23 protein-coding genes and 1 pseudogene are annotated in these 21,897 nt (G+C 59.5%); 17 read left to right on the top strand and 7 right to left on the bottom strand.

All coding sequences use genetic code 11. The features are described 5' to 3' along the window. Positions 1–67 precede the first annotated feature (67 nt). The 7 genes from D7241_RS17995 (at position 68) to ispD (ending at position 7,609) form a co-directional block, all read left to right on the top strand. Positions 68–1,018, top strand: coding sequence for an acetyl-CoA carboxylase carboxyltransferase subunit alpha (locus D7241_RS17995; protein ID WP_408102675.1), 951 nt, complete (start codon positions 68–70; stop codon positions 1,016–1,018). 166 nt (positions 1,019–1,184) lie between these two features. After that, positions 1,185–2,486, top strand: a complete 1,302-nt coding sequence (tilS, locus tag D7241_RS17990; RefSeq protein WP_408102674.1) for a tRNA lysidine(34) synthetase TilS — start codon at positions 1,185–1,187, stop codon at positions 2,484–2,486. Between the two features lie 157 nt (positions 2,487–2,643). Further along, positions 2,644–4,275 carry a CTP synthase gene (locus D7241_RS17985; RefSeq protein ID WP_255979146.1) on the top strand — a complete coding sequence of 544 codons (1,632 nt, stop codon included), beginning with the start codon at positions 2,644–2,646 and terminating at the stop codon, positions 4,273–4,275. Continuing rightward, entirely contained in the window at positions 4,272–5,117 is an 846-nt protein-coding gene (gene kdsA / locus D7241_RS17980) for a 3-deoxy-8-phosphooctulonate synthase (protein WP_408102673.1), read from the top strand. Before D7241_RS17985 ends, kdsA begins: the two co-directional genes overlap by 4 nt. Positions 5,118–5,150: 33 nt before the next feature. Beyond that, positions 5,151–6,440, top strand: coding sequence for a phosphopyruvate hydratase (eno, locus tag D7241_RS17975; RefSeq protein ID WP_255979142.1), 1,290 nt, complete (start codon positions 5,151–5,153; stop codon positions 6,438–6,440). 189 nt (positions 6,441–6,629) lie between these two features. Continuing rightward, complete coding sequence (ftsB, locus tag D7241_RS17970; protein ID WP_255979337.1) at positions 6,630–6,908, top strand: cell division protein FtsB; 279 nt, start codon at positions 6,630–6,632, stop codon at positions 6,906–6,908. Continuing rightward, positions 6,905–7,609 carry a 2-C-methyl-D-erythritol 4-phosphate cytidylyltransferase gene (gene ispD, locus D7241_RS17965; RefSeq protein ID WP_408102672.1) on the top strand — a complete coding sequence of 235 codons (705 nt, stop codon included), beginning with the start codon at positions 6,905–6,907 and terminating at the stop codon, positions 7,607–7,609. The genes ftsB and ispD overlap by 4 nt, the downstream gene beginning before the upstream one ends. A gap of 28 nt (positions 7,610–7,637) precedes the next feature. On the opposite strand, the gene D7241_RS17960 is transcribed toward ispD, so the two are convergent. From D7241_RS17960 to D7241_RS17950, 3 genes and pseudogenes are all read right to left on the bottom strand, one after another. Then, a complete protein-coding gene (locus tag D7241_RS17960; RefSeq protein WP_408102671.1) occupies positions 7,638–8,804 on the bottom strand; it encodes a hypothetical protein in 1,167 nt (388 codons plus the stop codon). Between the two features lie 98 nt (positions 8,805–8,902). Continuing rightward, positions 8,903–9,205, bottom strand: a pseudogene (gene hpf, locus D7241_RS17955) (ribosome hibernation-promoting factor, HPF/YfiA family); the annotation flags it as partial. A 131-nt stretch (positions 9,206–9,336) separates the two neighbouring features. Beyond that, complete coding sequence (locus tag D7241_RS17950) at positions 9,337–10,236, bottom strand: LysR substrate-binding domain-containing protein (RefSeq protein WP_408102670.1); 900 nt, start codon at positions 10,234–10,236, stop codon at positions 9,337–9,339. 402 nt (positions 10,237–10,638) lie between these two features. Between D7241_RS17950 and D7241_RS17945 the strand changes: the two genes are divergently transcribed. Together D7241_RS17945 and fghA are read left to right on the top strand one after the other, a co-directional pair. Continuing rightward, positions 10,639–11,754, top strand: coding sequence for an S-(hydroxymethyl)glutathione dehydrogenase/class III alcohol dehydrogenase (locus tag D7241_RS17945; RefSeq protein ID WP_408102669.1), 1,116 nt, complete (start codon positions 10,639–10,641; stop codon positions 11,752–11,754). Between the two features lie 94 nt (positions 11,755–11,848). Beyond that, complete coding sequence (gene fghA, locus D7241_RS17940) at positions 11,849–12,694, top strand: S-formylglutathione hydrolase (protein ID WP_408102668.1); 846 nt, start codon at positions 11,849–11,851, stop codon at positions 12,692–12,694. 177 nt (positions 12,695–12,871) lie between these two features. Here the strand turns inward: fghA and D7241_RS17935 are convergent, their stop codons facing one another. Continuing rightward, complete coding sequence (locus D7241_RS17935) at positions 12,872–13,921, bottom strand: alkene reductase (RefSeq protein ID WP_408102667.1); 1,050 nt, start codon at positions 13,919–13,921, stop codon at positions 12,872–12,874. Positions 13,922–13,963: 42 nt separating this feature from the next. Next, on the bottom strand, positions 13,964–14,266 hold the full coding sequence (locus tag D7241_RS17930) for a helix-turn-helix transcriptional regulator (protein WP_255979128.1): 303 nt from the start codon (positions 14,264–14,266) through the stop codon (positions 13,964–13,966). Positions 14,267–14,457: 191 nt separating this feature from the next. Between D7241_RS17930 and ispF the strand changes: the two genes are divergently transcribed. The 8 genes from ispF to D7241_RS17890 all read left to right on the top strand — a co-directional run bounded on the left by ispF (position 14,458) and on the right by D7241_RS17890 (position 21,031). Then, positions 14,458–14,931, top strand: a complete 474-nt coding sequence (gene ispF, locus D7241_RS17925) for a 2-C-methyl-D-erythritol 2,4-cyclodiphosphate synthase (RefSeq protein WP_255979126.1) — start codon at positions 14,458–14,460, stop codon at positions 14,929–14,931. Beyond that, positions 14,928–15,968: a tRNA pseudouridine(13) synthase TruD gene (gene truD / locus D7241_RS17920; protein WP_408102666.1), complete on the top strand. Its 1,041-nt coding sequence runs from the start codon at positions 14,928–14,930 to the stop codon at positions 15,966–15,968. Before ispF ends, truD begins: the two co-directional genes overlap by 4 nt. Continuing rightward, the gene (surE, locus tag D7241_RS17915; protein ID WP_408102665.1) at positions 15,968–16,717 is read left to right on the top strand and encodes a 5'/3'-nucleotidase SurE; all 750 of its coding nucleotides are present in this window, start codon (positions 15,968–15,970) and stop codon (positions 16,715–16,717) included. The genes truD and surE overlap by 1 nt, the downstream gene beginning before the upstream one ends. Before the next feature lie 41 nt (positions 16,718–16,758). Then, complete coding sequence (locus D7241_RS17910) at positions 16,759–17,394, top strand: protein-L-isoaspartate(D-aspartate) O-methyltransferase (RefSeq protein ID WP_408102664.1); 636 nt, start codon at positions 16,759–16,761, stop codon at positions 17,392–17,394. A gap of 17 nt (positions 17,395–17,411) precedes the next feature. Then, the gene (locus D7241_RS17905; protein WP_408102663.1) at positions 17,412–18,347 is read left to right on the top strand and encodes a DUF368 domain-containing protein; all 936 of its coding nucleotides are present in this window, start codon (positions 17,412–17,414) and stop codon (positions 18,345–18,347) included. Positions 18,348–18,393: 46 nt separating this feature from the next. Then, positions 18,394–19,206: a peptidoglycan DD-metalloendopeptidase family protein gene (locus D7241_RS17900; protein ID WP_408102958.1), complete on the top strand. Its 813-nt coding sequence runs from the start codon at positions 18,394–18,396 to the stop codon at positions 19,204–19,206. 98 nt (positions 19,207–19,304) lie between these two features. Next, entirely contained in the window at positions 19,305–20,303 is a 999-nt protein-coding gene (gene rpoS / locus D7241_RS17895) for an RNA polymerase sigma factor RpoS (protein WP_408102662.1), read from the top strand. Positions 20,304–20,884: 581 nt separating this feature from the next. Next, positions 20,885–21,031: a hypothetical protein gene (locus D7241_RS17890; RefSeq protein ID WP_408102661.1), complete on the top strand. Its 147-nt coding sequence runs from the start codon at positions 20,885–20,887 to the stop codon at positions 21,029–21,031. 22 nt (positions 21,032–21,053) lie between these two features. Here D7241_RS17890 and D7241_RS17885 read toward each other — a convergent pair whose 3' ends face one another. Both D7241_RS17885 and D7241_RS17880 read right to left on the bottom strand, forming a co-directional pair. After that, positions 21,054–21,473, bottom strand: coding sequence for an NUDIX hydrolase (locus D7241_RS17885; RefSeq protein ID WP_408102660.1), 420 nt, complete (start codon positions 21,471–21,473; stop codon positions 21,054–21,056). Further along, positions 21,455–21,895: a GNAT family N-acetyltransferase gene (locus D7241_RS17880; protein WP_408102659.1), complete on the bottom strand. Its 441-nt coding sequence runs from the start codon at positions 21,893–21,895 to the stop codon at positions 21,455–21,457. The genes D7241_RS17885 and D7241_RS17880 overlap by 19 nt, the downstream gene beginning before the upstream one ends. Positions 21,896–21,897 lie beyond the last annotated feature (2 nt).

Raw genomic sequence — 21,897 nt, 5'->3', positions numbered from 1 at the left:
GTAAGGTAGGGCGCAAAAAACGGAACAGCTCCCCGGCCGCCTGGCCGTCGACGCATGACGGATGCCTATGAACCCGAATTTTCTCGATTTCGAACAGCCGATTGCCGACCTGCAAGCAAAGATCGAAGAATTGCGCCTGGTTGGTAACGACAACTCGCTGAATATCGGCGATGAGATTTCCCGCCTGCAGGACAAGAGCGAGTCGCTCACCGAGAGCATCTTCGGCAACCTCACCAGCTGGCAGATCGCTCGCCTGGCTCGACACCCACAGCGCCCCTACACGCTGGACTACATCAACCATCTATTCACCGAATTCGAAGAGCTGCACGGCGATCGTCACTTCTCCGATGACGCTGCGATCGTTGGCGGTACTGCTCGCCTCAACGGTGAGCCAGTAATGGTCATCGGTCATCAGAAGGGTCGCGAAGTCCGCGAGAAGGTTCGCCGCAACTTCGGCATGCCGCGCCCCGAAGGCTATCGCAAGGCCTGTCGCCTGATGGAAATGGCCGAGCGTTTCAAAATGCCGATCCTGACTTTCATCGATACCCCTGGTGCCTATCCCGGCATTGACGCCGAAGAACGCAACCAGAGCGAAGCGATCGCCTGGAACCTTCGCGTCATGGCGCGTCTGAAGACGCCGATCATCGCGACCGTGATAGGTGAGGGTGGTTCGGGCGGGGCACTGGCGATTGGCGTCTGTGACCAGCTGAACATGCTGCAGTATTCCACCTATGCGGTGATTTCGCCGGAAGGCTGTGCCTCGATTCTATGGCGCACTGCCGAAAAGGCGCCAGAAGCCGCCGAGGCCATGGGCGTTACCGCTGAGCGCCTGAAGGACCTTGGTATCGTTGATAAAGTCATTTCCGAGCCATTGGGCGGCGCCCATCGTAATCCGGCGGTGACGGCTGCTTCGTTGCGTGAAGAGCTGACCGCCCAGCTCGACATGCTCAAAGGCCTCGACACCGAGGCGCTACTGGCGCGTCGCTACGAGCGTCTGATGAGTTATGGCATCGCCTGATAGTTGCGCTATCGGTTAAGAGAACGGCGGGCCTTCCCGCCGTTTTTTATGCCTGCCAAATAGGCTTTGCCAGCAACTGTCAAACTTAAGCTTGGGGTTGAATCGATTGGCTGGCGTGTAACTATTCCGGTTTATGCTGGCGTCACTATTTCTGAGCTGCTATCAGATGTCCCTCGAGTCTCGTCTGCTTGAAGCATTGCAACCCTGTCGTGGCGCGCCGCGTTGGCACGTCGCGTTTTCCGGCGGGCTCGATTCCACCGTGCTGCTGTATTTGCTGGTGCAGTTGTCCGCTCGGGAAAAGCTTCCCCCGATAGGCGCGATCCACATTCATCATGGGCTGCAGACAGTTGCCGATGGTTGGCCAGCGCGCTGCCGTTCGGTCTGTGAACAGCTGGGCGTGGAGTTGCAGATTATCAGCGTGCAAATCGCGGCAGGCCCCAGTTTGGAGCGAGCGGCGCGGGAGGCGCGCTATGCCGCATTTACCGAGATTCTGGGACAGGGCGAAACGCTGCTGACGGCCCAGCATCGCGATGATCAGGCCGAAACCATGCTCTTTCGCCTGCTGCGCGGCGCCGGTGTGCTCGGGCTGGCCAGCATACCTGCCGATCGAGCCCTTGGCGCTGGGAGACTGGTGCGGCCACTGCTGGGCGTCGGTCGGGACGAGCTGGAAGCCTATGCACGGGAGCAGGGGCTCGATTGGATCGAAGATCCGAGCAATCAGTGCCTCGACCATTCGCGTAACTATCTTCGCCATCAGGTTCTGCCGGTGATACGGCAGCGCTGGCCACGAGCCTCTGTCAGCATGGCTCGCGCCGCTGCGCATCTAGGCGAGGCGCAGGCGTTGCTGGGCGAGCTGGCCGCGGTCGATCTTCAAGCTGCCCAGGCGCGCCCCAGCCTTCAGTGGCTGCCTATACCAAGCCTCTCCCTGCATTCGTTGAAAGCGCTCGGTCCCGCGCGTCAGCGCAACGCGCTACGCCACTGGCTGGGACCTTTCACGACGCTGCCCGATACCGATCATTGGGCTGGCTGGGACGCGTTGCGCGACGCGGCTGCGGATGCCGCGCCGATTTGGCGGCTGGCTACAGGCGAGTTGCACCGGGGCGATGGCTATATCTGGTGGCTATCCGGCCCCTGGCTGGCGGCGCCTGCTGATATTGTCGAATGGCTGCAGCCGGATATGAATCTGCCACTCCCGAACAATGGCAGCCTGCGTTTAGCCGGTGATCGCGGTGCCGGGGATTTACAGGTGCGCTACCGTCAGGGCGGAGAGTCGTTGCGATTGCCCGGGCGAGGGAAGCGTGACCTCAAACGGCTGCTCAACGAAGTTGGCGTGCCGGTTTTTTTGCGCTCGCGACTGCCGCTGCTCTACCGCGATGATGAACTGATCGCCGTCGCCAATCTGCCGCAGTTCGATACTGAAGGACTATCGTTGATCTGGAAGCCGCCGGTGACGCCCGGTTTGAGCTGATAGGGTCTTTCGAGTAGACTACGCTCCCGTCCCAATACAGCTTCTGTGGTTTTCTTCGAAAGCCGTGGCAGTTGCGCTATTGTCGCCTTCGGCGCAGTGGCACCTTCGCTTTTCCCCGGCGGCGCTGACCGCTTAACGCAGACTTCTAGGGTTTTTCATGACGCGCTACATCTTCGTCACGGGTGGTGTTGTTTCTTCATTGGGGAAAGGCATCGCCTCGGCTTCATTGGCGGCCATCCTGGAGGCGCGGGGCCTGAAGGTCACGATGCTCAAGCTGGACCCTTACATCAACGTCGATCCGGGCACCATGAGCCCGTTCCAGCACGGCGAAGTGTTCGTCACACACGACGGTGCCGAGACCGACCTCGACCTGGGCCATTACGAGCGGTTCATCCGCACCACCATGACCCAGAACAACAACTTCACCACCGGTCGCGTCTACGAAGACGTGCTGCGTCGCGAGCGCCGCGGTGATTATCTGGGTGCGACCATCCAGGTGATCCCGCACATCACCGATGAAATCAAGCGCCGCATCATTAAGGGCGCCGGCGATGCGGACGTGGCGCTGGTGGAAGTTGGCGGCACCGTAGGCGATATCGAATCGCAACCATTCCTGGAGGCGATCCGTCAGCTGCGTGTCGAAGTCGGCGCCAAGCGCGCGATGCTGATGCACTTGACGCTGGTCCCCTACATTGCGACCGCTGGCGAAACCAAGACCAAGCCGACCCAGCACTCGGTCAAGGAATTGCGTTCCATCGGCCTGCAGCCGGACGTGCTTGTCTGCCGCTCCGATCACCCGGTCGATGTCTCCTCGCGCCGCAAGATCGCGCTGTTCACCAACGTTGAAGAGCGCGCGGTGATCAGCCTGGAAGACGTCGACACCATCTACAAGATTCCGGGCGTGCTGCATGCCCAGGGTCTGGATGATTTTGTAGTCGAGCGTTTCGGGCTGGAATGCGGCGGTGCCGATCTGTCCGAGTGGGACCGCGTGGTCGATGCCAAGCTGAACCCGGAAAAAGAAGTCAACATCGCCATGGTCGGCAAGTACATGGAACTTCTGGATGCCTACAAATCTCTGATCGAGGCAATGAGCCACGCTGGCATCCAGAGCCGTACCAAAGTGAACCTCCGCTATATTGACTCCGAAGACATCGAAAATCAGGGCACCGGCTTGCTGGAAGGCATGGACGCGATCCTGGTTCCGGGTGGCTTCGGTCTGCGTGGCGTGGAAGGCAAAATCGCTACCGTCAAGTACGCACGTGAAAACAAGATTCCTTACTTGGGCATTTGCCTCGGGATGCAGGTCGCGGTAATCGAGTTCGCTCGAGACGTGCTCGGCTGGACCGACGCCAACTCCACCGAGTTCGACAAGGACTCGACCCATCCCGTTGTCGGTCTGATCACCGAGTGGGAGGACGCCGCTGGCACCGTGGAAACCCGCACCGATGCCTCCGATCTGGGCGGCACCATGCGTCTCGGCGCACAGGAATGCGGTCTCGAAGCCGGCTCCAATGTGTTTGCCTGCTACGGCAAAGAACGCATCGTCGAGCGGCACCGCCATCGCTACGAAGTGAACAATAATCTGCTGCCGCAACTGCAGGCTGCAGGTTTGAAGATTACTGGCCGCTCCGGCGACGGCGCCTTGGTCGAAGTGGTCGAGGCACCGGACCATCCTTGGTTCGTGGCTTGCCAGTTCCACCCCGAATTCACCTCCACCCCGCGCGATGGCCACCCGCTGTTCAGCGGCTTCGTCAAGGCGGCGCTGGACTACAAGGCGGGCAAAGCATGAGCCAGAAGACCATCCGCGTCGGCAATATCGAGATCGCCAACGACAAGCCGTTCGTGCTTTTTGGCGGTATGAATGTGCTGGAGTCCCGTGATCTCGCGCTGCAGATCTGCGAAACCTATGTGAAGGTGACGGAAAAACTCGGTATTCCGTACATCTTCAAGGCCAGTTTCGACAAGGCCAATCGCTCGTCGATCAACTCCTTCCGCGGCCCGGGCTTGGAAGAGGGCATGCGCATTTTCGAAGAGGTGAAGAAGTCCTTCGGCGTGCCGGTAATTACAGACGTGCACGAGCCGCATCAGGCGCAGCCGGTGGCTGAAGTGTGCGACATCATCCAGCTACCGGCTTTCCTGTCGCGCCAGACCGATCTGGTGGTTGCCATGGCCAAGACCGGTGCGGTGATTAACATCAAGAAGGCGCAGTTCCTCGCGCCGCAGGAAATGAAGCACATCCTTGCCAAGTGCGAAGAGGCCGGCAACGATCAGCTGATTCTGTGCGAGCGCGGCTCGTCCTTCGGCTACAACAATCTGGTCGTCGACATGCTCGGCTTCGACATCATGAAGCGGATGCAGTATCCGGTGATCTTCGACGTTACCCATGCCCTGCAAATGCCTGGTGGCCGTGCCGATTCTGCCGGGGGGCGCCGTGCTCAGGTGACCGATCTGGCCAAGGCCGGGCTCAGCCAAGGGCTTGCCGGCCTGTTCCTCGAAGCGCATCCGGAGCCTGAGAATGCCAAGTGCGACGGCCCTTGCGCCTTGCGTCTCGACAAGCTCGAACCATTCCTCACCCAGCTCAAGCAGCTGGATGACCTGATCAAGAATTTTCCGCCAATCGAAACTGCTTGAAGCTTTTCAGCTATCTACGGAGTGTTAATAAAAATGGCAAAGATCGTCGACATCAAAGGGCGTGAGGTTCTCGACTCCCGTGGCAACCCCACTGTGGAAGCGGACGTTATCCTGGATAACGGCATCATCGGCAGCGCCTGCGCGCCGTCCGGTGCGTCCACCGGTTCCCGCGAGGCACTGGAACTGCGCGATGGCGACAAGAGCCGTTACATGGGCAAAGGTGTGCTGAAAGCTGTCAGCAACATCAACGGCCCGATCCGTGATCTGCTGTTGGGCAAGGATCCGCTGGATCAGAAGGCGCTGGACCGCGCCATGATCGAGCTGGACGGTACCGAGAACAAGGCGTCGCTGGGTGCCAACGCGATCCTGGCCGTATCCCTGGCCGCCGCTAAGGCCGCTGCGCAGGATCAGGATCTGCCGCTGTACGCGCATATCGCCAACCTCAACGGCACTCCTGGTCAGTACTCCATGCCAGTACCGATGATGAACATCATCAACGGCGGCGAGCATGCCGATAACAACGTCGATATCCAAGAATTCATGGTGCAGCCGGTCGGCGCAAAGACTTTTGCCGATGCACTGCGCATGGGCGCTGAAATCTTCCATCACCTCAAGGCCGTGCTCAAGGCGCGCGGCCTGAGCACCTCGGTCGGCGATGAAGGCGGTTTCGCCCCTAATCTGGCGTCCAATGAAGACGCGTTGGCGGCCATCGCCGAAGCCGTGGCTAACGCCGGTTACAAGCTCGGTGATGACGTGACCCTGGCGCTCGACTGCGCCTCCAGCGAATTCTTCAAAAACGGCAAATACGACCTGGCCGGCGAAGGCAAGGTATTCGATGCCGCCGGTTTCGCCGACTACCTGGCGGGTCTGGCTGAGCGCTATCCAATCATCTCCATCGAAGACGGCATGGACGAGTCCGACTGGGACGGTTGGAAGGTGCTGACTGACAAGATCGGCAAGAAGGTACAACTGGTTGGCGACGACCTGTTCGTGACCAACACCAAGATTCTCAAGGAAGGCATCGAGAAGAGCATCGGTAACTCGATTCTGATCAAGTTCAACCAGATCGGCTCGCTGACCGAAACGCTGGAAGCCATCCAGATGGCCAAGGCTGCCGGCTACACGGCAGTGATCTCGCATCGCTCCGGCGAAACCGAAGACAGCACCATTGCTGACCTGGCTGTCGGTACTGCCGCAGGCCAGATCAAGACCGGCTCGCTGTGCCGTTCGGATCGCGTCTCCAAGTACAACCAGCTGCTACGCATCGAAGAGCAGCTCGGCGGAAAAGCCGCCTACAAGGGGCGTGCCGAGTTTCGCGGCTGATCCCTTGCATGTTAGAAAGGGGCGGCGTTAGTCGCCCTTTTTTATGGGGCACGGTCAGCACTGTTGCGGTGGACCGGAACATACCGGCTATTCCGCAGGATCGCTTGTCAGCAAAGGAAGCCGGCCATGTCGCTGATCGCCACTTACATACCGTTATTGGAAACCAACCGAAGTCGTTCCATGCCTTCCATGCGCAGCTCTAATTGGTTATTCGTCGTATTGCTCCTGCTGCTGGGCGGTCTGCAATATCGTTTATGGGTTGGCGAAGGAAGCCTCGCTCAGGTCAGCGGGTTGAGCAAGCAGATCGCTGAACAACAGGGCGAAAACCAGCGGCTGCTCGAACGCAACCGCATTCTTGAAGCCGAGGTGAGGGAGCTCAAGCAGGGTATGGAAACTGTCGAAGAGCGCGCCCGTCATGAACTCGGGATGGTCAAAGAGGGCGAGACTCTCTACCAGCTCGCCGAATGAGTGCGGCCATGCTTCCAGGGTTCTGGACCGTAATACCGGCTGCCGGTATCGGCAGCCGCATGCGCGCGGATCGGCCCAAGCAGTACCTGCAACTGGCCGGCAAGACCGTCCTCGAACATACCTTGGCCTGCTTTCTCAGCCATCCCCAGCTACAGGGGCTGGTGGTCAGCTTGGCGGGTAACGATCCTTATTGGTCGGATCTTCGTTGTGCAAACGATCCGCGTATCCAGCGCGCCAATGGCGGTAGCGAGCGTGCCGATTCGGTGCTTGCTGGTCTGCATCGCCTATCCGAGCTTGGCGCACGCGACGAAGAATGGGTGCTGGTGCACGACGCGGCACGTCCCAATCTGTCGCGCGAAGATCTTGACCGACTCCTTGTGGAGCTGGCGGATGATCCCATCGGCGGCCTTCTCGCCGTGCCTGCACGAGATACCCTGAAGCGTGCCGGGGGCAACGGACGGGTGCTGGAAACCATCGATCGCAGCGTGATCTGGCAGGCTTTCACGCCACAGATGTTCCGTCTCGGTGCGCTACGTGATGCGCTTGCCGGTGCGCTCGAAGCTGGTGCGGCAGTTACCGACGAAGCCTCGGCGCTGGAATGGGCGGGGCATAGCCCGCGGCTGATCGAAGGGCGGTCGGATAATCTGAAGATTACCCGCCCGGAGGACCTGCAGTGGCTGGAGCAGCGCTGGCGGTCCTGACTGCCAGCGCTGTCATGTCTGGCTCCTGTTAATAACGATATATTGCTGCGGCACCGCTCTCTGTTGGCATGCGCTCGGTGGGTACCGAAATAACTTCGCCGCCTTGCTCCAATGTCCATATGGTCAGTTCGTCGAGCAAATCGGGAGTAGTTGCCGAATCATTCCCGACCGCTAACGCCTTGCCTTGCTGCTTGTCCGTCACGCCCGGAATCTGCCGTTCGGCTTCTACCAGCAGGGTCGCTACGCGCCCTTCAATGGTTGCCTGACCGATTTGATCGAGCTGATCTGTGGCGAGGCCTTGACCATGCGATTCTCCGTACTGGTTGATGAAGCCTTCGAGACGCTTGATATAGCGCGGCTGCATGACCATCCAGCTCTTTTCCCGTAATTCGTCATGGCTGAGCAGCGATGCATCGTTCTCGATGCCTTCCGGCAGCAGATGCTCGTTGTGGCTGTGCTTGCGGAAATGAAATTGGTGTTCGGGAAGCGCGGCGAGAATCAACGGCAACCGAGACTTGCGGCTGTGGTGCTCAAGGATCGCGCGGTCCACCTCGCGGAAGAAGCGCTCGCGATCCCGATCGATTTCATCCTGTCGGCCAGCGCCACCGCTCTCGACCTGCATCGGATCTCCGCGCTCGCTGGCGCGGCTATAGCCTTGAGGAAAACCGGTCTGGCCCTTCTCGGTCAGCTCGCGCCCAAGCGCCTCCTCTACCGTTTTCGGTACGCCATCGGCCAGCGTAATTTCATCTATACCGTCACGGTTGCCTTCGAACAGGCGAACCGCATCTAGCGTAATCGTGAGGATCTGGTAGCGGTCGGCGGACTGGGCGATACGCAGCAATGGCTTGAGGTGCATGCGGTCGTTGGCGACTGCCAGTTCCGGCACGCTACGCTGCAGGCGAAACACCTCGAAATAACCAGCGGCACCGAATACGGCAAGTCCGTCGCGGTTGGATTTCCAGAAGTCGGCATCGTCGATCAGGTCATGGAAGGGTTTGAGCAGTGTCTTGGCCTGATCAGTGCGGCCTTGTTGTTTGAGTGAGTCCTCCAGTTGTCGAACCAGATGTTTGAAGCGGATGGGATCCTGCTGGCGCTCGGGAAAGCTGCGGTGAGTGGGCTGGTATAGCGATAGGCATGGCGCGTCGCGCTTTGCCAGCAGTTGGGACATGGTTTCACGATCGAGCAATCTGTTCATGCACGGCCTCTCTCGTAGTCAGGTGGTTCGGTCCCTCGTGGGTTCATCAACGGCCTGGTTAGGCCGGTTTTTTTATCGGTGAATGGTCAGTGGTGATTGAGCTTGTCCAGCGCATGGGCCAACGCATGGCTGAGCTTTTCCGCGGCGCCATCAATGGCAAGCGTCATTGAGTCTGCCTTGTGGGTCGTGGAGATGGGCTCATGGCCCTTGACCCTGGCTTCCATCTGACAGCGTTTGTCCTGGGGGCCGCTTTTGCCGCTGTTCTCGTCGTTGAGATGAACTTCGACTCGGGTCAGCTGATCATCGAAACGTTCCAGTTCGCTCTCCACCGTTGCCTTTACGTGCTCCTCAAGGTTGCTGGTCACGTTAACGCTGTGATTGCTGTTCACCAGAATCTGCATGATGTCCTCCTGATTGAATCGCCGAGTACCCAGGCAAAGCGCAAAGGCCACCGGCTACAGAATTTCGACGTGACCGGCAGGGGCGGGTTCCTCCGCCAGCTTGGTAGTCGGACGCGCGGCGTAGTTGCAACTCAGTCGCGTTCGTTACGGTACTCGGGACGTATGGCGAGCCCGTCTTTCAGCGCCTGAATCAGCAACCGTACCTTCGGCAATGGATAGCGCCGCTGCGGATAGACGGCCCAGACCGCCGTATTAGGAGGCTGGTTAGCTTCCAGTAGCGAAACCAGTTCGCCACGGCGCAGCGGCTCTTGCACGTAATAGTCCGGCAGCTGACAGAGGCCAAAGCCGCGAAGCGCAGCATCAAGCACGGCCTGACCGCTATTGCAGCGCCAGTTCCCGGTGGGTTTGAACGGCTGCTCGCGCCCCTCTAATTGAAGCATCCAGGTGTCGCCCGTGCCCACCAGGCAGTTGTGCCGCGCCAGTTCCGAAAGTGTATGGGGGCGACCGTAACGTTCGAGATAGGACGGGGCGGCACAGAGATACATGGCGCGCGGGGCGATTCGCGTCGCCACCAGCCGCGATTCGCTTAGGCGACCCAGGCGTATTGCCAGATCGTAGCCTTCCTGAACCAGATCCAGCGTGCGATTCGAGAGTTCGATATCGACGCGCAACTGTGGATGCTGCGCCATGAATTCATTCACCAGCGGCACGATGAAACGTTCACCATAAGCCACCGCGGCAGTCATGCGCAGTAGGCCGGTTGGAGCACTGTGCAAGTCGCTAATGGCATGAAAGGCCTCGTCGCGTTCTTCGATCAGCCGCTGGCAGCGCGCCAGAAAGGTATGACCGGCTTCGGTCAGCGACACGCGGCGAGTGGTGCGGTAGAACAGCCGGGCCTGCAGGCGCTCCTCGAGGCGCGCTACTTGGCGACTGATATGTGAGGATGAGACGCGCAGTAGCTCCGCGGCGCGCATAAAGCTTCCGCACTCGGCTACCGCAACGAACTCGTCCAGGCCTTCCCAGCGATTCAAAAGCTGCACTCCTAATAAATGCCGCGCTCTATCACGACGCTGGCAGGATGGTCGCACCGAGGTTGGACAGCTTGAGCTTGGAAGGTGGGCTGAAGCGGAGCGCCGCCCGGCCCACCCTACGGGAGATCAACGTGCTCGCTTAGGGGCGCCAAGTGGGGTGCGCCGAAGACGCTCCGCCTCAGTCCGTAGGGTGGGCTTCAGCCCACCAAAATCAGACTCTTGGCCCGCCGGGACTGCGCCGCGGAACAGTGGAGAATGATGAATGAACGGACTGCGATGCTGCCCGTTAGGCGGCAAGACGCGAATTATCCCCATATGGCAACAATGTTTCCACAAACGGCCCATTAACCCAACCCGCTGGCCAAACTACACTGCCCCGATCACCACGCATGAGTAGAGTCCATGACCATTAAATCCCGCGCCGCAGTCGCTTTTGTCGCCAACCAGCCCCTGCAAATCGTTGAGGTGGACGTCGAGCCGCCCAAGGCAGGCGAGGTACTGGTGCGGATAATCGCGACCGGCGTTTGTCATACCGATGCGTACACCTTGTCTGGAGAGGACTCCGAAGGTGTTTTCCCCTGCATCCTCGGGCATGAAGGTGGGGGTGTCGTCGAGGCCATCGGCGAGGGCGTGACCTCCGTAGCGGTAGGCGACCACGTCATACCGCTGTACACGGCTGAATGCCGCCAGTGCAAATTCTGCAAATCCGGCAAAACCAATCTCTGCAGCTCGGTACGCGCAACCCAGGGCAAAGGCCTGATGCCGGACGGCACAACGCGCTTCTCTTATAAGGGCGAGCCGATCTACCACTACATGGGCACCTCGACCTTTTCTGAGTACACGGTGCTGCCGGAAGTCTCCGTGGCGAAGATTCCCAAGGAAGCGCCATTGGACAAGGTCTGCCTGCTCGGCTGCGGTGTCACGACCGGCATCGGCGCGGTGCTCAACACAGCCAAGGTGGAGGAGGGCGCGACCGTGGCGATCTTCGGTCTCGGCGGGATCGGTTTGGCGGCAATCATTGGCGCCAAAATGGCCAAGGCTAGCCGCATCATCGCGATCGACATCAATCCGTCGAAGTTCGCCATTGCCGAAGAGCTGGGCGCTACCGATTTCGTCAATCCAAAGGATCACGACAAGCCGATCCAGGAAGTCATCGTCGAGATGACCGACGGCGGGGTGGACTATTCCTTCGAGTGCGTCGGCAATGTGCAGTTGATGCGCGCCGCGCTGGAGTGCGCGCACAAGGGGTGGGGCGAGTCCGTGATCATCGGCGTGGCCGGTGCCGGGCAGGAAATCAGCACCCGTCCGTTCCAGCTGGTAACGGGCCGCGTCTGGCGCGGCAGTGCCTTCGGTGGCGTCAAGGGTCGTACCGAGCTGCCGAGCTATGTGGAGAAGGCGCAAAAGGGCGAAATTCCGCTGGATACCTTCATCACCCACAACATGGGGCTGAAGGAAATCAACAAGGCGTTCGATCTGATGCATGAAGGCAAGAGCATTCGGACTGTCATTCATTTCTAAGAACGGCTGGAAACATGAAGCCAGAAGCGCGAAGAGAACGGCAACGAGGTAAACGCTTCTGGCTTCAAGCCCTTCCAGCTTCGGAGAACCCCAAATGACTCTTGAAATCATTGCCAGCCAGAAAAGCTTCGGCGGCTGGCACAAGCGTTACCGGCATCGCTCCAGCAGCTTGAACTGCGACATGATTTTTGCCGTGTACCTGCCGCCACAGGCGGAGCAGGGCGAGAAACTGCCGGTGCTGTACTGGCTGTCGGGGCTGACCTGTACCGATGAGAACTTCATGCAGAAAGCTGGCGCACACCGGCTGGCCGCCGAGCTCGGGCTGATCATCGTCGCGCCGGACACCAGCCCGCGCGGTCCAGGAGTACCGGATGATCCGGACGCGGCCTACGATTTCGGTCTGGGTGCCGGCTTCTATCTCAACGCAACTCAGGAACCCTGGGCCCAGCACTACCGCATGTATGACTATGTGGTGAACGAGCTGCCGTCGCTGATCGAGGCGAATTTTCCGGTTTCGGACAAGCGCGGCATCAGCGGGCACTCCATGGGTGGTCACGGGGCGCTGGTATGCGCGTTGAAGAACCCCGGCCGTTACCAGTCGTTGTCAGCCTTCGCGCCCATCAGCAATCCGGCGGCTTGTCCCTGGGGCGAAAAGGCTTTCTCTCGCTACCTGGGCGAAGAGCGCTCGCGCTGGCGCGAATGGGACGCCTGCGCATTGATCGCCGAAGTCGAGGAAAAGCTGCCGATTTTGGTGGATCAAGGTGATCGTGATGACTTCATGGCCAGCCAGCTCAAGCCCGACGCGCTGGAGGCTGCGGCCAAGACAGCAGGGCATCCGCTGACGCTGCGCATCCAACCCGGTTATGACCACAGCTACTATTTCATCAGCAGTTTCATTGATGATCATCTGCGGCATCATGCCCAGGCGCTGAAATCCTGATACCAACCCCTCGAATGTAGGAGCGAGCTTGCTCGCGAACCGCCTCAGAAGCTTCGCCAGCGAGGACTAGGCGTCCCACTGGGCTCCTGCGAGAAGAGTTGGCACGACAGCTCAAGGTTACCGAAACGAAAAAAGGCCCGACCGGAACATCCGGTCGGGCCTTTCCATCGCAAGGAGCTAGAGCGACGGGTAATCGGTATAGCCCTCGGCACCCTTGGCGTAGAACAGCTCTGGGCGCGGCTCGTTGAGCGGAGCGTCCTGGCGCAACCGTTCAGCCAGATCCGGGTTGGCAATGTAAGGGATGCCGAAGGCCACTGCGTCGGCCTTGCCTTCTGCCAGCCAGGCGTTGGCCTGATCCTTGGTGAATCGCTCGTTGGCGATATAGACGCCGCCGAAGATCTGCTTCAGCTGTGGGCCGAGGCTGTCTTCGCCCGCCTTCTCACGGGTGCAGATGAAGGCCACGCCACGCTTGCCCAGCTCGCGGGCAACGTAACCGAAGGTCTCGGCGCGGTTGGAGTCGCCCATGTCATGGGAATCGGCCCGCGGCGCCAGATGCACGCCAACACGTCCTACGCCCCAGACGCTGATCGCGGCATCGGTCACTTCCAGCATCAGCCGTGCACGGTTTTCCAGCGAGCCACCGTATTGGTCGGTGCGCTGATTGGTACTGTCCTGCAGAAACTGGTCGAGCAGGTAACCGTTGGCGCCGTGAATCTCGACGCCATCGAAACCGGCCTCTTTGGCGTTTTCTGCACCCTTGCGATAGGCCTCGACGATGCCGGCGATTTCGCTGGTTTCCAGTGCACGCGGAGTTTCGTAGCCCTTCATCGGGCGAACCAGGCTGACATGGCCGGCTGGCTTGATCGCGCTCGGTGCGACGGGCAGCTGGCCGTCGAGATAGATCGGGTCGGAAATACGACCGACGTGCCAAAGTTGCAGAACGATTTTGCCCCCCTTCGCATGTACCGCGTCGGTGACCTTCCTCCAGCCTTGAACTTGCTCGGAAGACCAGATGCCGGGCGTGTCCGGATAACCGACTCCCATCGGGGTGACAGAGGTGGCTTCGCTGATGATCAGGCCGGCGTCGGCGCGTTGGCCGTAGTACTCGGCAATCAGATCACCGGGGACGCGGCCTGGTTCGGCGCGGCAGCGCGTCAGTGGGGCCATGATGATGCGATTGGCCAGTTCTAGTTCGCCAATCTTGATCGGGTCGAAAAGTGTAGGCATAGCGATGCTGCTCCTTTTACACGGAAGGGGTGCGATGGAAATTCAGAGGTCCTGGCCGATGCGTACCAAAAAGTTCTGGATGGCCTGTTCGTTGCGTTTGAAGAAGTGCCACTGACCGACCTTGCGATTGGTGATCAGCCCGGCACGCTGCAACGTTGCCAGGTGTGCCGATACGGTTGATTGCGACAGCCCGGCGCGCTGATCGATTTGCCCGGCGCAGACGCCGTTTTCCAGTGAGTGGTGCTGTTCGGAAAAGTAACGTTCGGGCTCTTTCAGCCACTGCAGGATGTCCCGGCGTAGTGGATGGGCAAGCGCCTTGATGATGTCGTCTAGTTCGTCGGGCATGGGTTCGCCTGGTTCGGTATATCGCGATGGACCGAACTATATATCGCTAAACTCCGATATGTGATCGATTCGGTTAATGGTGTTTATCGGACTTATCGATACGCGTGGCGGTTCGTCGGCGGTATGCGTTGGTTCACCGGGCGGCTGCGTCCTGTAGAATCCTCGGCTGATCTTTCCAGGGCGTTTTGACTATGCGTATCGGCCACGGCTTTGACGTGCACCGTTTCGCCGAGGGTGATTTCGTCACCCTCGGCGGCGTGCGGATTCCTCACAGGTTCGGCCTGCTCGCGCATTCGGATGGCGACGTGTTGCTGCATGCGCTGAGCGATGCACTGCTCGGTGCCGCGGCGTTGGGTGATATCGGCAAGCACTTTCCTGATACCGACCCTCAATTCAAAGGCGCCGACAGCCGAGTGTTGCTGCGGCATGTGCTCAAGCAAGTGCAGGCCAAGGGTTGGAAGGTCGGCAATGTCGATGCCACCATTGTCGCCCAGGCGCCGAAAATGGCCCCGCATATCGAGTCGATGCGCAGCGTTATCGCGCAAGACCTGCAGATTGATCTGGATCAGGTCAACGTCAAGGCCACCACTACCGAGAAGCTCGGCTTCACCGGGCGTGAAGAGGGTATCGCGGTGCACGCTGTAGCCCTGCTGGTTGGCGCATGAACGAAGATCAGCTACTTGGCCCCTGGGCTCACGGTGGACCCTGTGGCACAGCGGTGCTCAAGGCCGTCGCCGAGGATTTCCAAGTGGACGAGGTGCTCGATATTCCCTTGTCCGGCGCGGGCGAGCACCTCTGGCTGTGGGTGGAAAAGCGCAACCTCAACACCGAGGAAGCGGCACGTCGCATCGCTCGAGCTGCTGGCGTACCGGTACGTAACATCAGTTACGCCGGCCTGAAGGATCGCCAGGCGCTGACCCGTCAGTGGTTCAGCCTGCATCTGCCGGGAAAGGCCGATCCGCAATTGGGTAAGGCCGAGGACGAGACGCTCAAAATTCTCAGCACCGGCCGGCACCAGCGCAAGCTGCAACGCGGCGCGCACTCGGCCAACGGCTTCACCCTGCGTCTGACCCAGATGCAGGCCGACCACGCCGATTTGGATGCCCGTCTCGAGCGGATCAAGGCGTGCGGCGTGCCCAATTATTTCGGTCTGCAACGGTTCGGCTTCGAAGGCAGCAATGTTCATGGCGCCCGCGAGTACGCCGAGAGGCACGAGCTGCCCGGCCAGCGCAACCTGCGCTCGCGGCTGCTGTCAGCCGGGCGCAGCTACCTGTTCAATCGAGTGCTGGCCGAGCGCGTTGCTGTCGGTACCTGGAACCAGGCGCAAGCGGGCGATCTGCTCGCGTTCACCGATAGCCGAAGCTTTTTTCAGGCGGGGTACCCCGAGTGCAGCGATCCGCGGCTGGCTCTTCTCGATCTTCATCCAACCGGTCCCTTATGGGGCGTGGGCGAGTCGCCTGCAGCTGGCGAAGCTCGGGCGGTGGAGGCCGAAATCGCAGCGGCCGAACCGTCAATCGCCAAGTGGCTCGCAGAAGCCGGAATGAAGCATGAACGGCGCATTCTTCGCCTCCCCATTGGGAGCTTGTCGTGGCATTATCCCGGGCCTGACATTCTGCAACTTGAATTCGTCCTGCCGACCGGATGCTTTGCCACTGCTGTGGTACGTGAACTGGTCAGCCTGGCAGGGCAGACGGACATTTGATGCGTATTTTGATCGCCAACGACGACGGGGTGTATGCACCTGGGCTCGCCGCGCTTTATGACGCGCTGGCGGATTATGCCGAGTGCAGAGTAGTTGCCCCAATCCAGGATATGAGTGGCGCCAGCAGCGCATTGACGCTGGACCGCCCGCTCCATCCGACGACCATGCCGAACGGTTTCATCGGCGTGAACGGCACACCCACCGATTGTGTCCATCTGGGCCTCAACGGGCTGCTCGAAGAGGCGCCGGATATGGTGGTCTCCGGTATTAATATGGGGGCCAACCTGGGCGACGACGTGCTGTATTCCGGCACCGTGGCGGCGGCAATCGAGGGACGCTTCACCGGCAAGCCCGCGTTCGCCTTTTCCCTTGTGTCACGGCTGACCGATAACCTGCCAACCGCCGCCTATGTGGCGCGCAAGCTGATCGAGCAGCAACAGGCGCTCGATTTGCCGCCGCGTACCGTACTTAGCATCAACGTCCCCAATCTGCCGCTAGATCATATCCGCGGTATTCAGCTGACTCGACTCGGGCACCGTCGTCGGGCTAAGCCGCCAATCAAGCAGGCGAACCCGCGTGGTAAGGACGGTTACTGGATTTCGGTAGCAGGCGACGTCGAAGACGGTGGGCCGGGGACCGATTTTCACGCGGTGATGCAGGGTTACGTTTCGATTACGCCGCTGCAGCTCGATCGGACCTTCCATGAGGCCTTCGAAGGCCTCGATAGCTGGCTGGAGGGCGTGCTGTGAACCATCGCGGACCTGACAACCTGCTGCGTCACGGAACCGGTATGACGTCGCAACGCACCCGCGACCGTCTGATTCAACGGCTGTACGAGGAGGGCCTGTCCGACCCTCGGGTACTCGAATGCATCCGGCGTACACCGCGCCATCTGTTCGTCGATGAGGCACTGTCTCATCGTGCTTACGAAGATACCGCTCTGCCAATCGGCCATAACCAGACCATTTCGCAGCCTTTTATGGTCGCGCGCATGAGTGAACTGCTGCTGGCTGATGGTCCGCTGGACAAGGTGCTGGAGATCGGCACCGGTTCTGGTTATCAAACCGCGGTGCTGGCGCAATTGGTCGAGCGTGTATTCTCCGTCGAGCGCATCCAGGCGCTGCAGGACCGAGCAAAAGAGCGCCTGGTCGAACTCAAGTTGCGCAATGTGGTCTTTCGCTGGGGTGATGGCTGGGAAGGTTGGCCTGCATTGGCTCCCTACAACGGCATCATCGTTACCGCGGCGGCAGCCGACGTGCCACAGGCCCTGCTCGATCAACTGGCTCCCGGCGGGCGGCTGGTGATCCCGGTTGGAGTTGGCGAAGTCCAGCAATTGATGCTGATCATTCGAGAGGAAGACGGTTTTTCCCGCCACTTGCTGGATACCGTGCGCTTCGTGCCGCTGCTCAATGGACCTGTAGTTTGATCTCAGCGGAAGGAAGCATGAAAAACACGTTGTTGCTGTACGCCAAGGGCATCGCGATGGGTGCGGCGGATGTGGTGCCGGGAGTGTCCGGCGGTACCATCGCGTTTATCACCGGAATTTATGACGAATTACTTCGGTCGATCGGCGCGGTACCTGGCGCTGCCGTGCTGTTGTTCCGCGGCCGCATTCGGGACGCATGGCAGGCGGCCAATGCCAACTTTCTATTGATTCTCTTGGGCGGTATTTTCACCAGCGTGCTCAGCCTGGCCAAGCTGATCACCTATCTGCTTGACGCTCATCCGATCCCTGTGTGGTCGTTCTTCTTCGGCCTGATTCTGGTTTCGGTGCATCTGGTCGGTAAGGAAATCCAACGCTGGGATTGCTCGCGAATCGTCGGGTTGACACTCGGCATCGCCTTCGCCTACGTGATTACCGTGGCCGCTCCGGTACAGTGGAGCGACAGCGGCTTGAGCTTGTTTTTCGCCGGCGCCATCGCGATCTGCGCAATGATCCTGCCGGGTATTTCCGGTAGCTTCATCCTGGTACTGCTCGGGCTGTATCCGGTTGTGCTCGGCGCGGTGAAGAATCTCGATATAGCTGTACTGGCGATTTTTGCGGCAGGCTGTCTCGTGGGTATTCTGAGTTTCGCACGCGTGCTCAGTTGGATGCTCGAACGTTGGCGCGATCTCACTCTAGCCTTTCTAACCGGGCTGATGCTTGGCTCGCTGAACAAAGTGTGGCCTTGGAAAGAAACGCTGACCTGGCGCATCGACTCCCACGGTGTGCGCGTGCCCCTGCTGGAGCAGAACCTGCTGCCCGGTACCTTCGGCGATCTGACTGGGCAGGATCCTCAGCTGCTGTTGGCAATGCTGCTGGCGGTAGCCGGTATCATCCTCGTGCTCGGGCTCGAATGGTTCGCCGGACGGCGTCAGCCGTTGGCAGAAACTGCCTGAACATATTGTCGATCAAAGGGAGCGGGCATTGAAGCTCACAGCCAGCATGCAGTGGATACGCACCTCGTCAGTCCATTGCGCGCTTGCCGCCATCCTGGCCGGCATATTGCTCGTCGGGTGCGCCAGTTCACCGTCCGGTGGCGTGCATGTCGTGGATCGCAACAGCCGCGACCGAGTCACCAGCGGCCAGTATGTTGTCCAGCGCGGCGATACCCTGTGGTCGATCGCCTTTCGCTTTGGCTGGGATTGGCGGGACTTGGCTAGGCTCAACCGCATCAGCCCGCCTCATGTCATCTATCCCGGACAGACGATTCGCTTCAGCGGTCAAGCGCCTCGTGTTGTAACCGCTCGTCCGGCTCCGCCACCAAGCGCTAGACCATCTGTGGTTGCGACGCCGGTGCCCATCCCGCCGCCGCTGACCAGGCCCAGCGTACCGGCACCCAAGGCGCCTGTGGCAACCACTCCGGTCAAGCCAGTAACCCGCTCCGCGAGCGGCTGGGCCTGGCCTACAGGCGGCACGGTTATCGGTAGGTTTTCCTCAAACGGCAGTTTGAATAAAGGCATTGATATCGCCGGGAAATTAGGACAGCCTGTTTTAGCTGCTTCTGATGGGGCTGTTGTGTACGCCGGCAGTGGTTTACGGGGTTACGGCGAACTTGTGATCATCAAGCACAGCGATACCTATGTAAGTGCCTACGGCCACAACCGCAGGCTGCTGGTTCAGGAGGGTCAACAAGTCAAAGCTGGGCAGACCATTGCCGAGATGGGATCGACTGGAACCGACCGGGTGAAGCTGCACTTCGAGATTCGCCGCCAAGGCAAGCCCGTGGACCCGCTGCAATATCTGCCAAAGCGATGATTTGATGCTGCCTGTTCTGGCACTAGGAGGGGCTTGAGCGATGCCAGGGAGTGCGCGCCGCCCGAGCCTGTTGTCGAACTCAGAACAGGAAAACAATAATGGCTCTCAAAAAAGAAGTGCCGGAGTTTGACGTAGACGATGCTGTTCTACTCATGGAACCATCAGCGGACGCCGATCCCATCAGCGATATTTCCCGCGTCGGTTCAGTTGGCACTCGATCCAAAACCACGACCGTCAAGCAACACAAGTTCATCGACTACACCCGGGCGCTAGACGCCACTCAGCTTTACCTCAACGAAATCGGCTTTTCCCCCCTGCTGACTCCCGAGCAAGAGGTGCACTTTGCACGTCTGGCGCAAAAGGGCGATCCGGCGGGGCGCAAGCGTATGATCGAGAGCAACCTGCGACTGGTTGTGAAGATTGCCCGGCGCTATGTCAATCGCGGTCTGTCCTTGCTGGACTTGGTCGAGGAGGGCAACCTGGGGCTGATACGGGCCGTCGAGAAATTTGATCCCGAGCGTGGTTTCCGTTTCTCCACCTATGCTACCTGGTGGATTCGGCAAACCATCGAACGTGCGATCATGAATCAAACCCGCACCATTCGCCTGCCGATACATGTGGTCAAGGAGCTGAACGTTTATCTGCGTGCTGCTCGTGAACTGACGCAGAAACTCGATCACGAACCCAGCCCGGAAGAAATCGCCAACTTGCTCGAGAAGCCGGTTGCAGAGGTCAAGCGGATGCTAGGGTTGAACGAGCGCGTAACCTCTGTCGATGTCTCTCTCGGCCCGGATACCGACAAGACATTGCTCGATACCCTGACCGATGATCGACCGAGTGATCCTTGCGATCTGCTGCTCGATGACGACTTGTCGGAAAGCATTGACCAATGGCTATCCGACCTGACCGAGAAGCAGCGCGAAGTGGTTATCCGGCGCTTTGGGCTGCGTGGACATGAAAGTTGCACGCTCGAAGAAGTCGGTCAGGAGATTGGACTGACCCGTGAGCGGGTACGGCAGATCCAGGTCGAAGCGCTCAAGCGCTTACGCGAAATTCTCGAGCGTAATGGTCTGTCGAGCGAGTCACTGTTCCGTTAGGCTCGGTTGCCCCTTACCGCTCTGGTAAGGGGCCGCACCACCTCCTTTAATTGCTAATCCTTTTCCCTTGCTCGGGCAGTTTTTGGCTGATTATGTGGGGCGCCAGATGCCAGGGTTGATCCACCCATAAGGTTAATTCTGCTCTTTCCTAGAAAGCTTTTTGGCATGTAAGCATTCACTTACAAAGCATGTAAGCAAAGCCTGTAAAACAGCTCAGGTAGAACGCTTGGCGAAATATTTTTATGTGTAAGTTATTGATTTTCAGTGAAATAAATATCAGATTGCATAATTACTCGTTTGCCATCATGCATTTTTCCGAGTTGCCGTTGTCGGCCGAAGCCTTAATATCGCACCTGTGCTCAGGGACAAGCACAACCGGCAAGGATGTTGGTCGGGACCAATCGCAGGATGCGGTTTCATCAGGACGATGAGCAGGAAATAAAGGGAAGCATGGAAGGAGGCGGGCGGGGCTTAAACCCCGCCCCTTTTTTTGTCCGCAATAATGTAGCGGTGGACGATTCGCCGAACGACTCCTTTGCACGGTGGCCTAAACGCTCGTGACACACTCAGAGGAGTTCATCATGAACGGTAAAGACACCAACGAACCTGACCAGCCTGGGCAGAATCAGGAAGACCAGATAAAACGCCGCCCAGACGAGGCTGACGAGGATCATCTGGACGAAGCCCTGGAAGAAACCTTTCCTGCCAGCGATCCCATCTCGCCATAGGCTGGAACAGCCTGAGCGGTGCTCAGCGTGTTATCGCGGTGAGCCGCTCACGCAATACGGGGAGTACCTGTTCGCGAAGCAGCGGGGCGACATGTTCCAGCTGTCGCGCGTGCAGCTCCAGCCAATCTAGTACCTCAATTTCCGCTTGCACCTTCACGTCGCTTGCAAGATGTCCTACGAAGACATCCGCTTCGACCCAGTGGTCCGGCTCGTTAGCTGCGCGCGCTTGGAAGTGCCCGAGCGATTGCAGCTGGGATTCCTCCATCCGTAAATCAAGCTCTTCGTGAAGTTCGCGCCGAAGTGCCTGTAGCGACGTTTCTTCTGGTTCGATCTTGCCGCCAGGCAGCATGAAGAAGCGGGTGCCACGCTTGCGTACTACCAGTAGTCGGCCGTCATCGTTGAACAGGCAGGCTGTGACAATTTTCAGAACGGTAGGGGGCATGCATATCTCTTGTCGTCGTGCCATAGCGCTATGAGCGCCTTGTTTCGGTTGTAGCGCTGTAGACGCGCGGCGAGCGCTTCAGGCAGTACGCTGGCCGGCTCACTGAAGCCGAGCTGCTGGTAGAAAGCTTTTAGCTTCGGATCGCAGAACAACCACACAGGGCCTTCGCTGTTGCGCAGCGCCTGTTCGATCAGTTGCTTTGCCAAACCCTGATTGCGCTGGCCGGGCGCGACCAACAAACCAGTCAGCCAGTGCCCATCATCGATTCCGGTCAAGCACAGCCCCGCAACGATCTCAGTATTCCCTGCTATCCAACAGCGAGCCCCGGCTGGTACGCGCATGTGGCTGCGATGGGCTCGGTAAAACTTGTTCAGTAAAGGCCGGCATTCGGCCGGTAGCTGACGCAGTTGAATTTCAAACATAA

This window comes from Stutzerimonas sp. VN223-3 (genome assembly GCF_045999685.1).
Lineage (GTDB): Bacteria > Pseudomonadota > Gammaproteobacteria > Pseudomonadales > Pseudomonadaceae > Stutzerimonas > Stutzerimonas stutzeri_AR.
This window is presented reverse-complemented; position numbering and strand designations above follow the sequence as displayed.

Excerpts from the sequence above, each read along its gene's own strand:
- D7241_RS17995 (WP_408102675.1), top strand. The coding sequence starts at position 68 with ATGAACCCGAATTTTCTCGATTTCGAACAGCCGATTGCCGACCTGCAA.
- tilS (WP_408102674.1), top strand. The coding sequence starts at position 1,185 with ATGTCCCTCGAGTCTCGTCTGCTTGAAGCATTGCAACCCTGTCGTGGC.
- D7241_RS17985 (WP_255979146.1), top strand. The coding sequence starts at position 2,644 with ATGACGCGCTACATCTTCGTCACGGGTGGTGTTGTTTCTTCATTGGGG.
- kdsA (WP_408102673.1), top strand. The coding sequence starts at position 4,272 with ATGAGCCAGAAGACCATCCGCGTCGGCAATATCGAGATCGCCAACGAC.
- eno (WP_255979142.1), top strand. The coding sequence starts at position 5,151 with ATGGCAAAGATCGTCGACATCAAAGGGCGTGAGGTTCTCGACTCCCGT.
- ftsB (WP_255979337.1), top strand. The coding sequence starts at position 6,630 with ATGCGCAGCTCTAATTGGTTATTCGTCGTATTGCTCCTGCTGCTGGGC.
- ispD (WP_408102672.1), top strand. The coding sequence starts at position 6,905 with ATGAGTGCGGCCATGCTTCCAGGGTTCTGGACCGTAATACCGGCTGCC.
- D7241_RS17960 (WP_408102671.1), bottom strand. The coding sequence starts at position 8,804 with ATGAACAGATTGCTCGATCGTGAAACCATGTCCCAACTGCTGGCAAAG.
- D7241_RS17945 (WP_408102669.1), top strand. The coding sequence starts at position 10,639 with ATGACCATTAAATCCCGCGCCGCAGTCGCTTTTGTCGCCAACCAGCCC.
- fghA (WP_408102668.1), top strand. The coding sequence starts at position 11,849 with ATGACTCTTGAAATCATTGCCAGCCAGAAAAGCTTCGGCGGCTGGCAC.
- D7241_RS17935 (WP_408102667.1), bottom strand. The coding sequence starts at position 13,921 with ATGCCTACACTTTTCGACCCGATCAAGATTGGCGAACTAGAACTGGCC.
- D7241_RS17930 (WP_255979128.1), bottom strand. The coding sequence starts at position 14,266 with ATGCCCGACGAACTAGACGACATCATCAAGGCGCTTGCCCATCCACTA.
- ispF (WP_255979126.1), top strand. The coding sequence starts at position 14,458 with ATGCGTATCGGCCACGGCTTTGACGTGCACCGTTTCGCCGAGGGTGAT.
- truD (WP_408102666.1), top strand. The coding sequence starts at position 14,928 with ATGAACGAAGATCAGCTACTTGGCCCCTGGGCTCACGGTGGACCCTGT.
- surE (WP_408102665.1), top strand. The coding sequence starts at position 15,968 with ATGCGTATTTTGATCGCCAACGACGACGGGGTGTATGCACCTGGGCTC.
- D7241_RS17910 (WP_408102664.1), top strand. The coding sequence starts at position 16,759 with ATGACGTCGCAACGCACCCGCGACCGTCTGATTCAACGGCTGTACGAG.
- D7241_RS17905 (WP_408102663.1), top strand. The coding sequence starts at position 17,412 with ATGAAAAACACGTTGTTGCTGTACGCCAAGGGCATCGCGATGGGTGCG.
- D7241_RS17900 (WP_408102958.1), top strand. The coding sequence starts at position 18,394 with ATGCAGTGGATACGCACCTCGTCAGTCCATTGCGCGCTTGCCGCCATC.
- rpoS (WP_408102662.1), top strand. The coding sequence starts at position 19,305 with ATGGCTCTCAAAAAAGAAGTGCCGGAGTTTGACGTAGACGATGCTGTT.
- D7241_RS17890 (WP_408102661.1), top strand. The coding sequence starts at position 20,885 with ATGAACGGTAAAGACACCAACGAACCTGACCAGCCTGGGCAGAATCAG.
- D7241_RS17885 (WP_408102660.1), bottom strand. The coding sequence starts at position 21,473 with ATGCCCCCTACCGTTCTGAAAATTGTCACAGCCTGCCTGTTCAACGAT.
- D7241_RS17880 (WP_408102659.1), bottom strand. The coding sequence starts at position 21,895 with ATGTTTGAAATTCAACTGCGTCAGCTACCGGCCGAATGCCGGCCTTTA.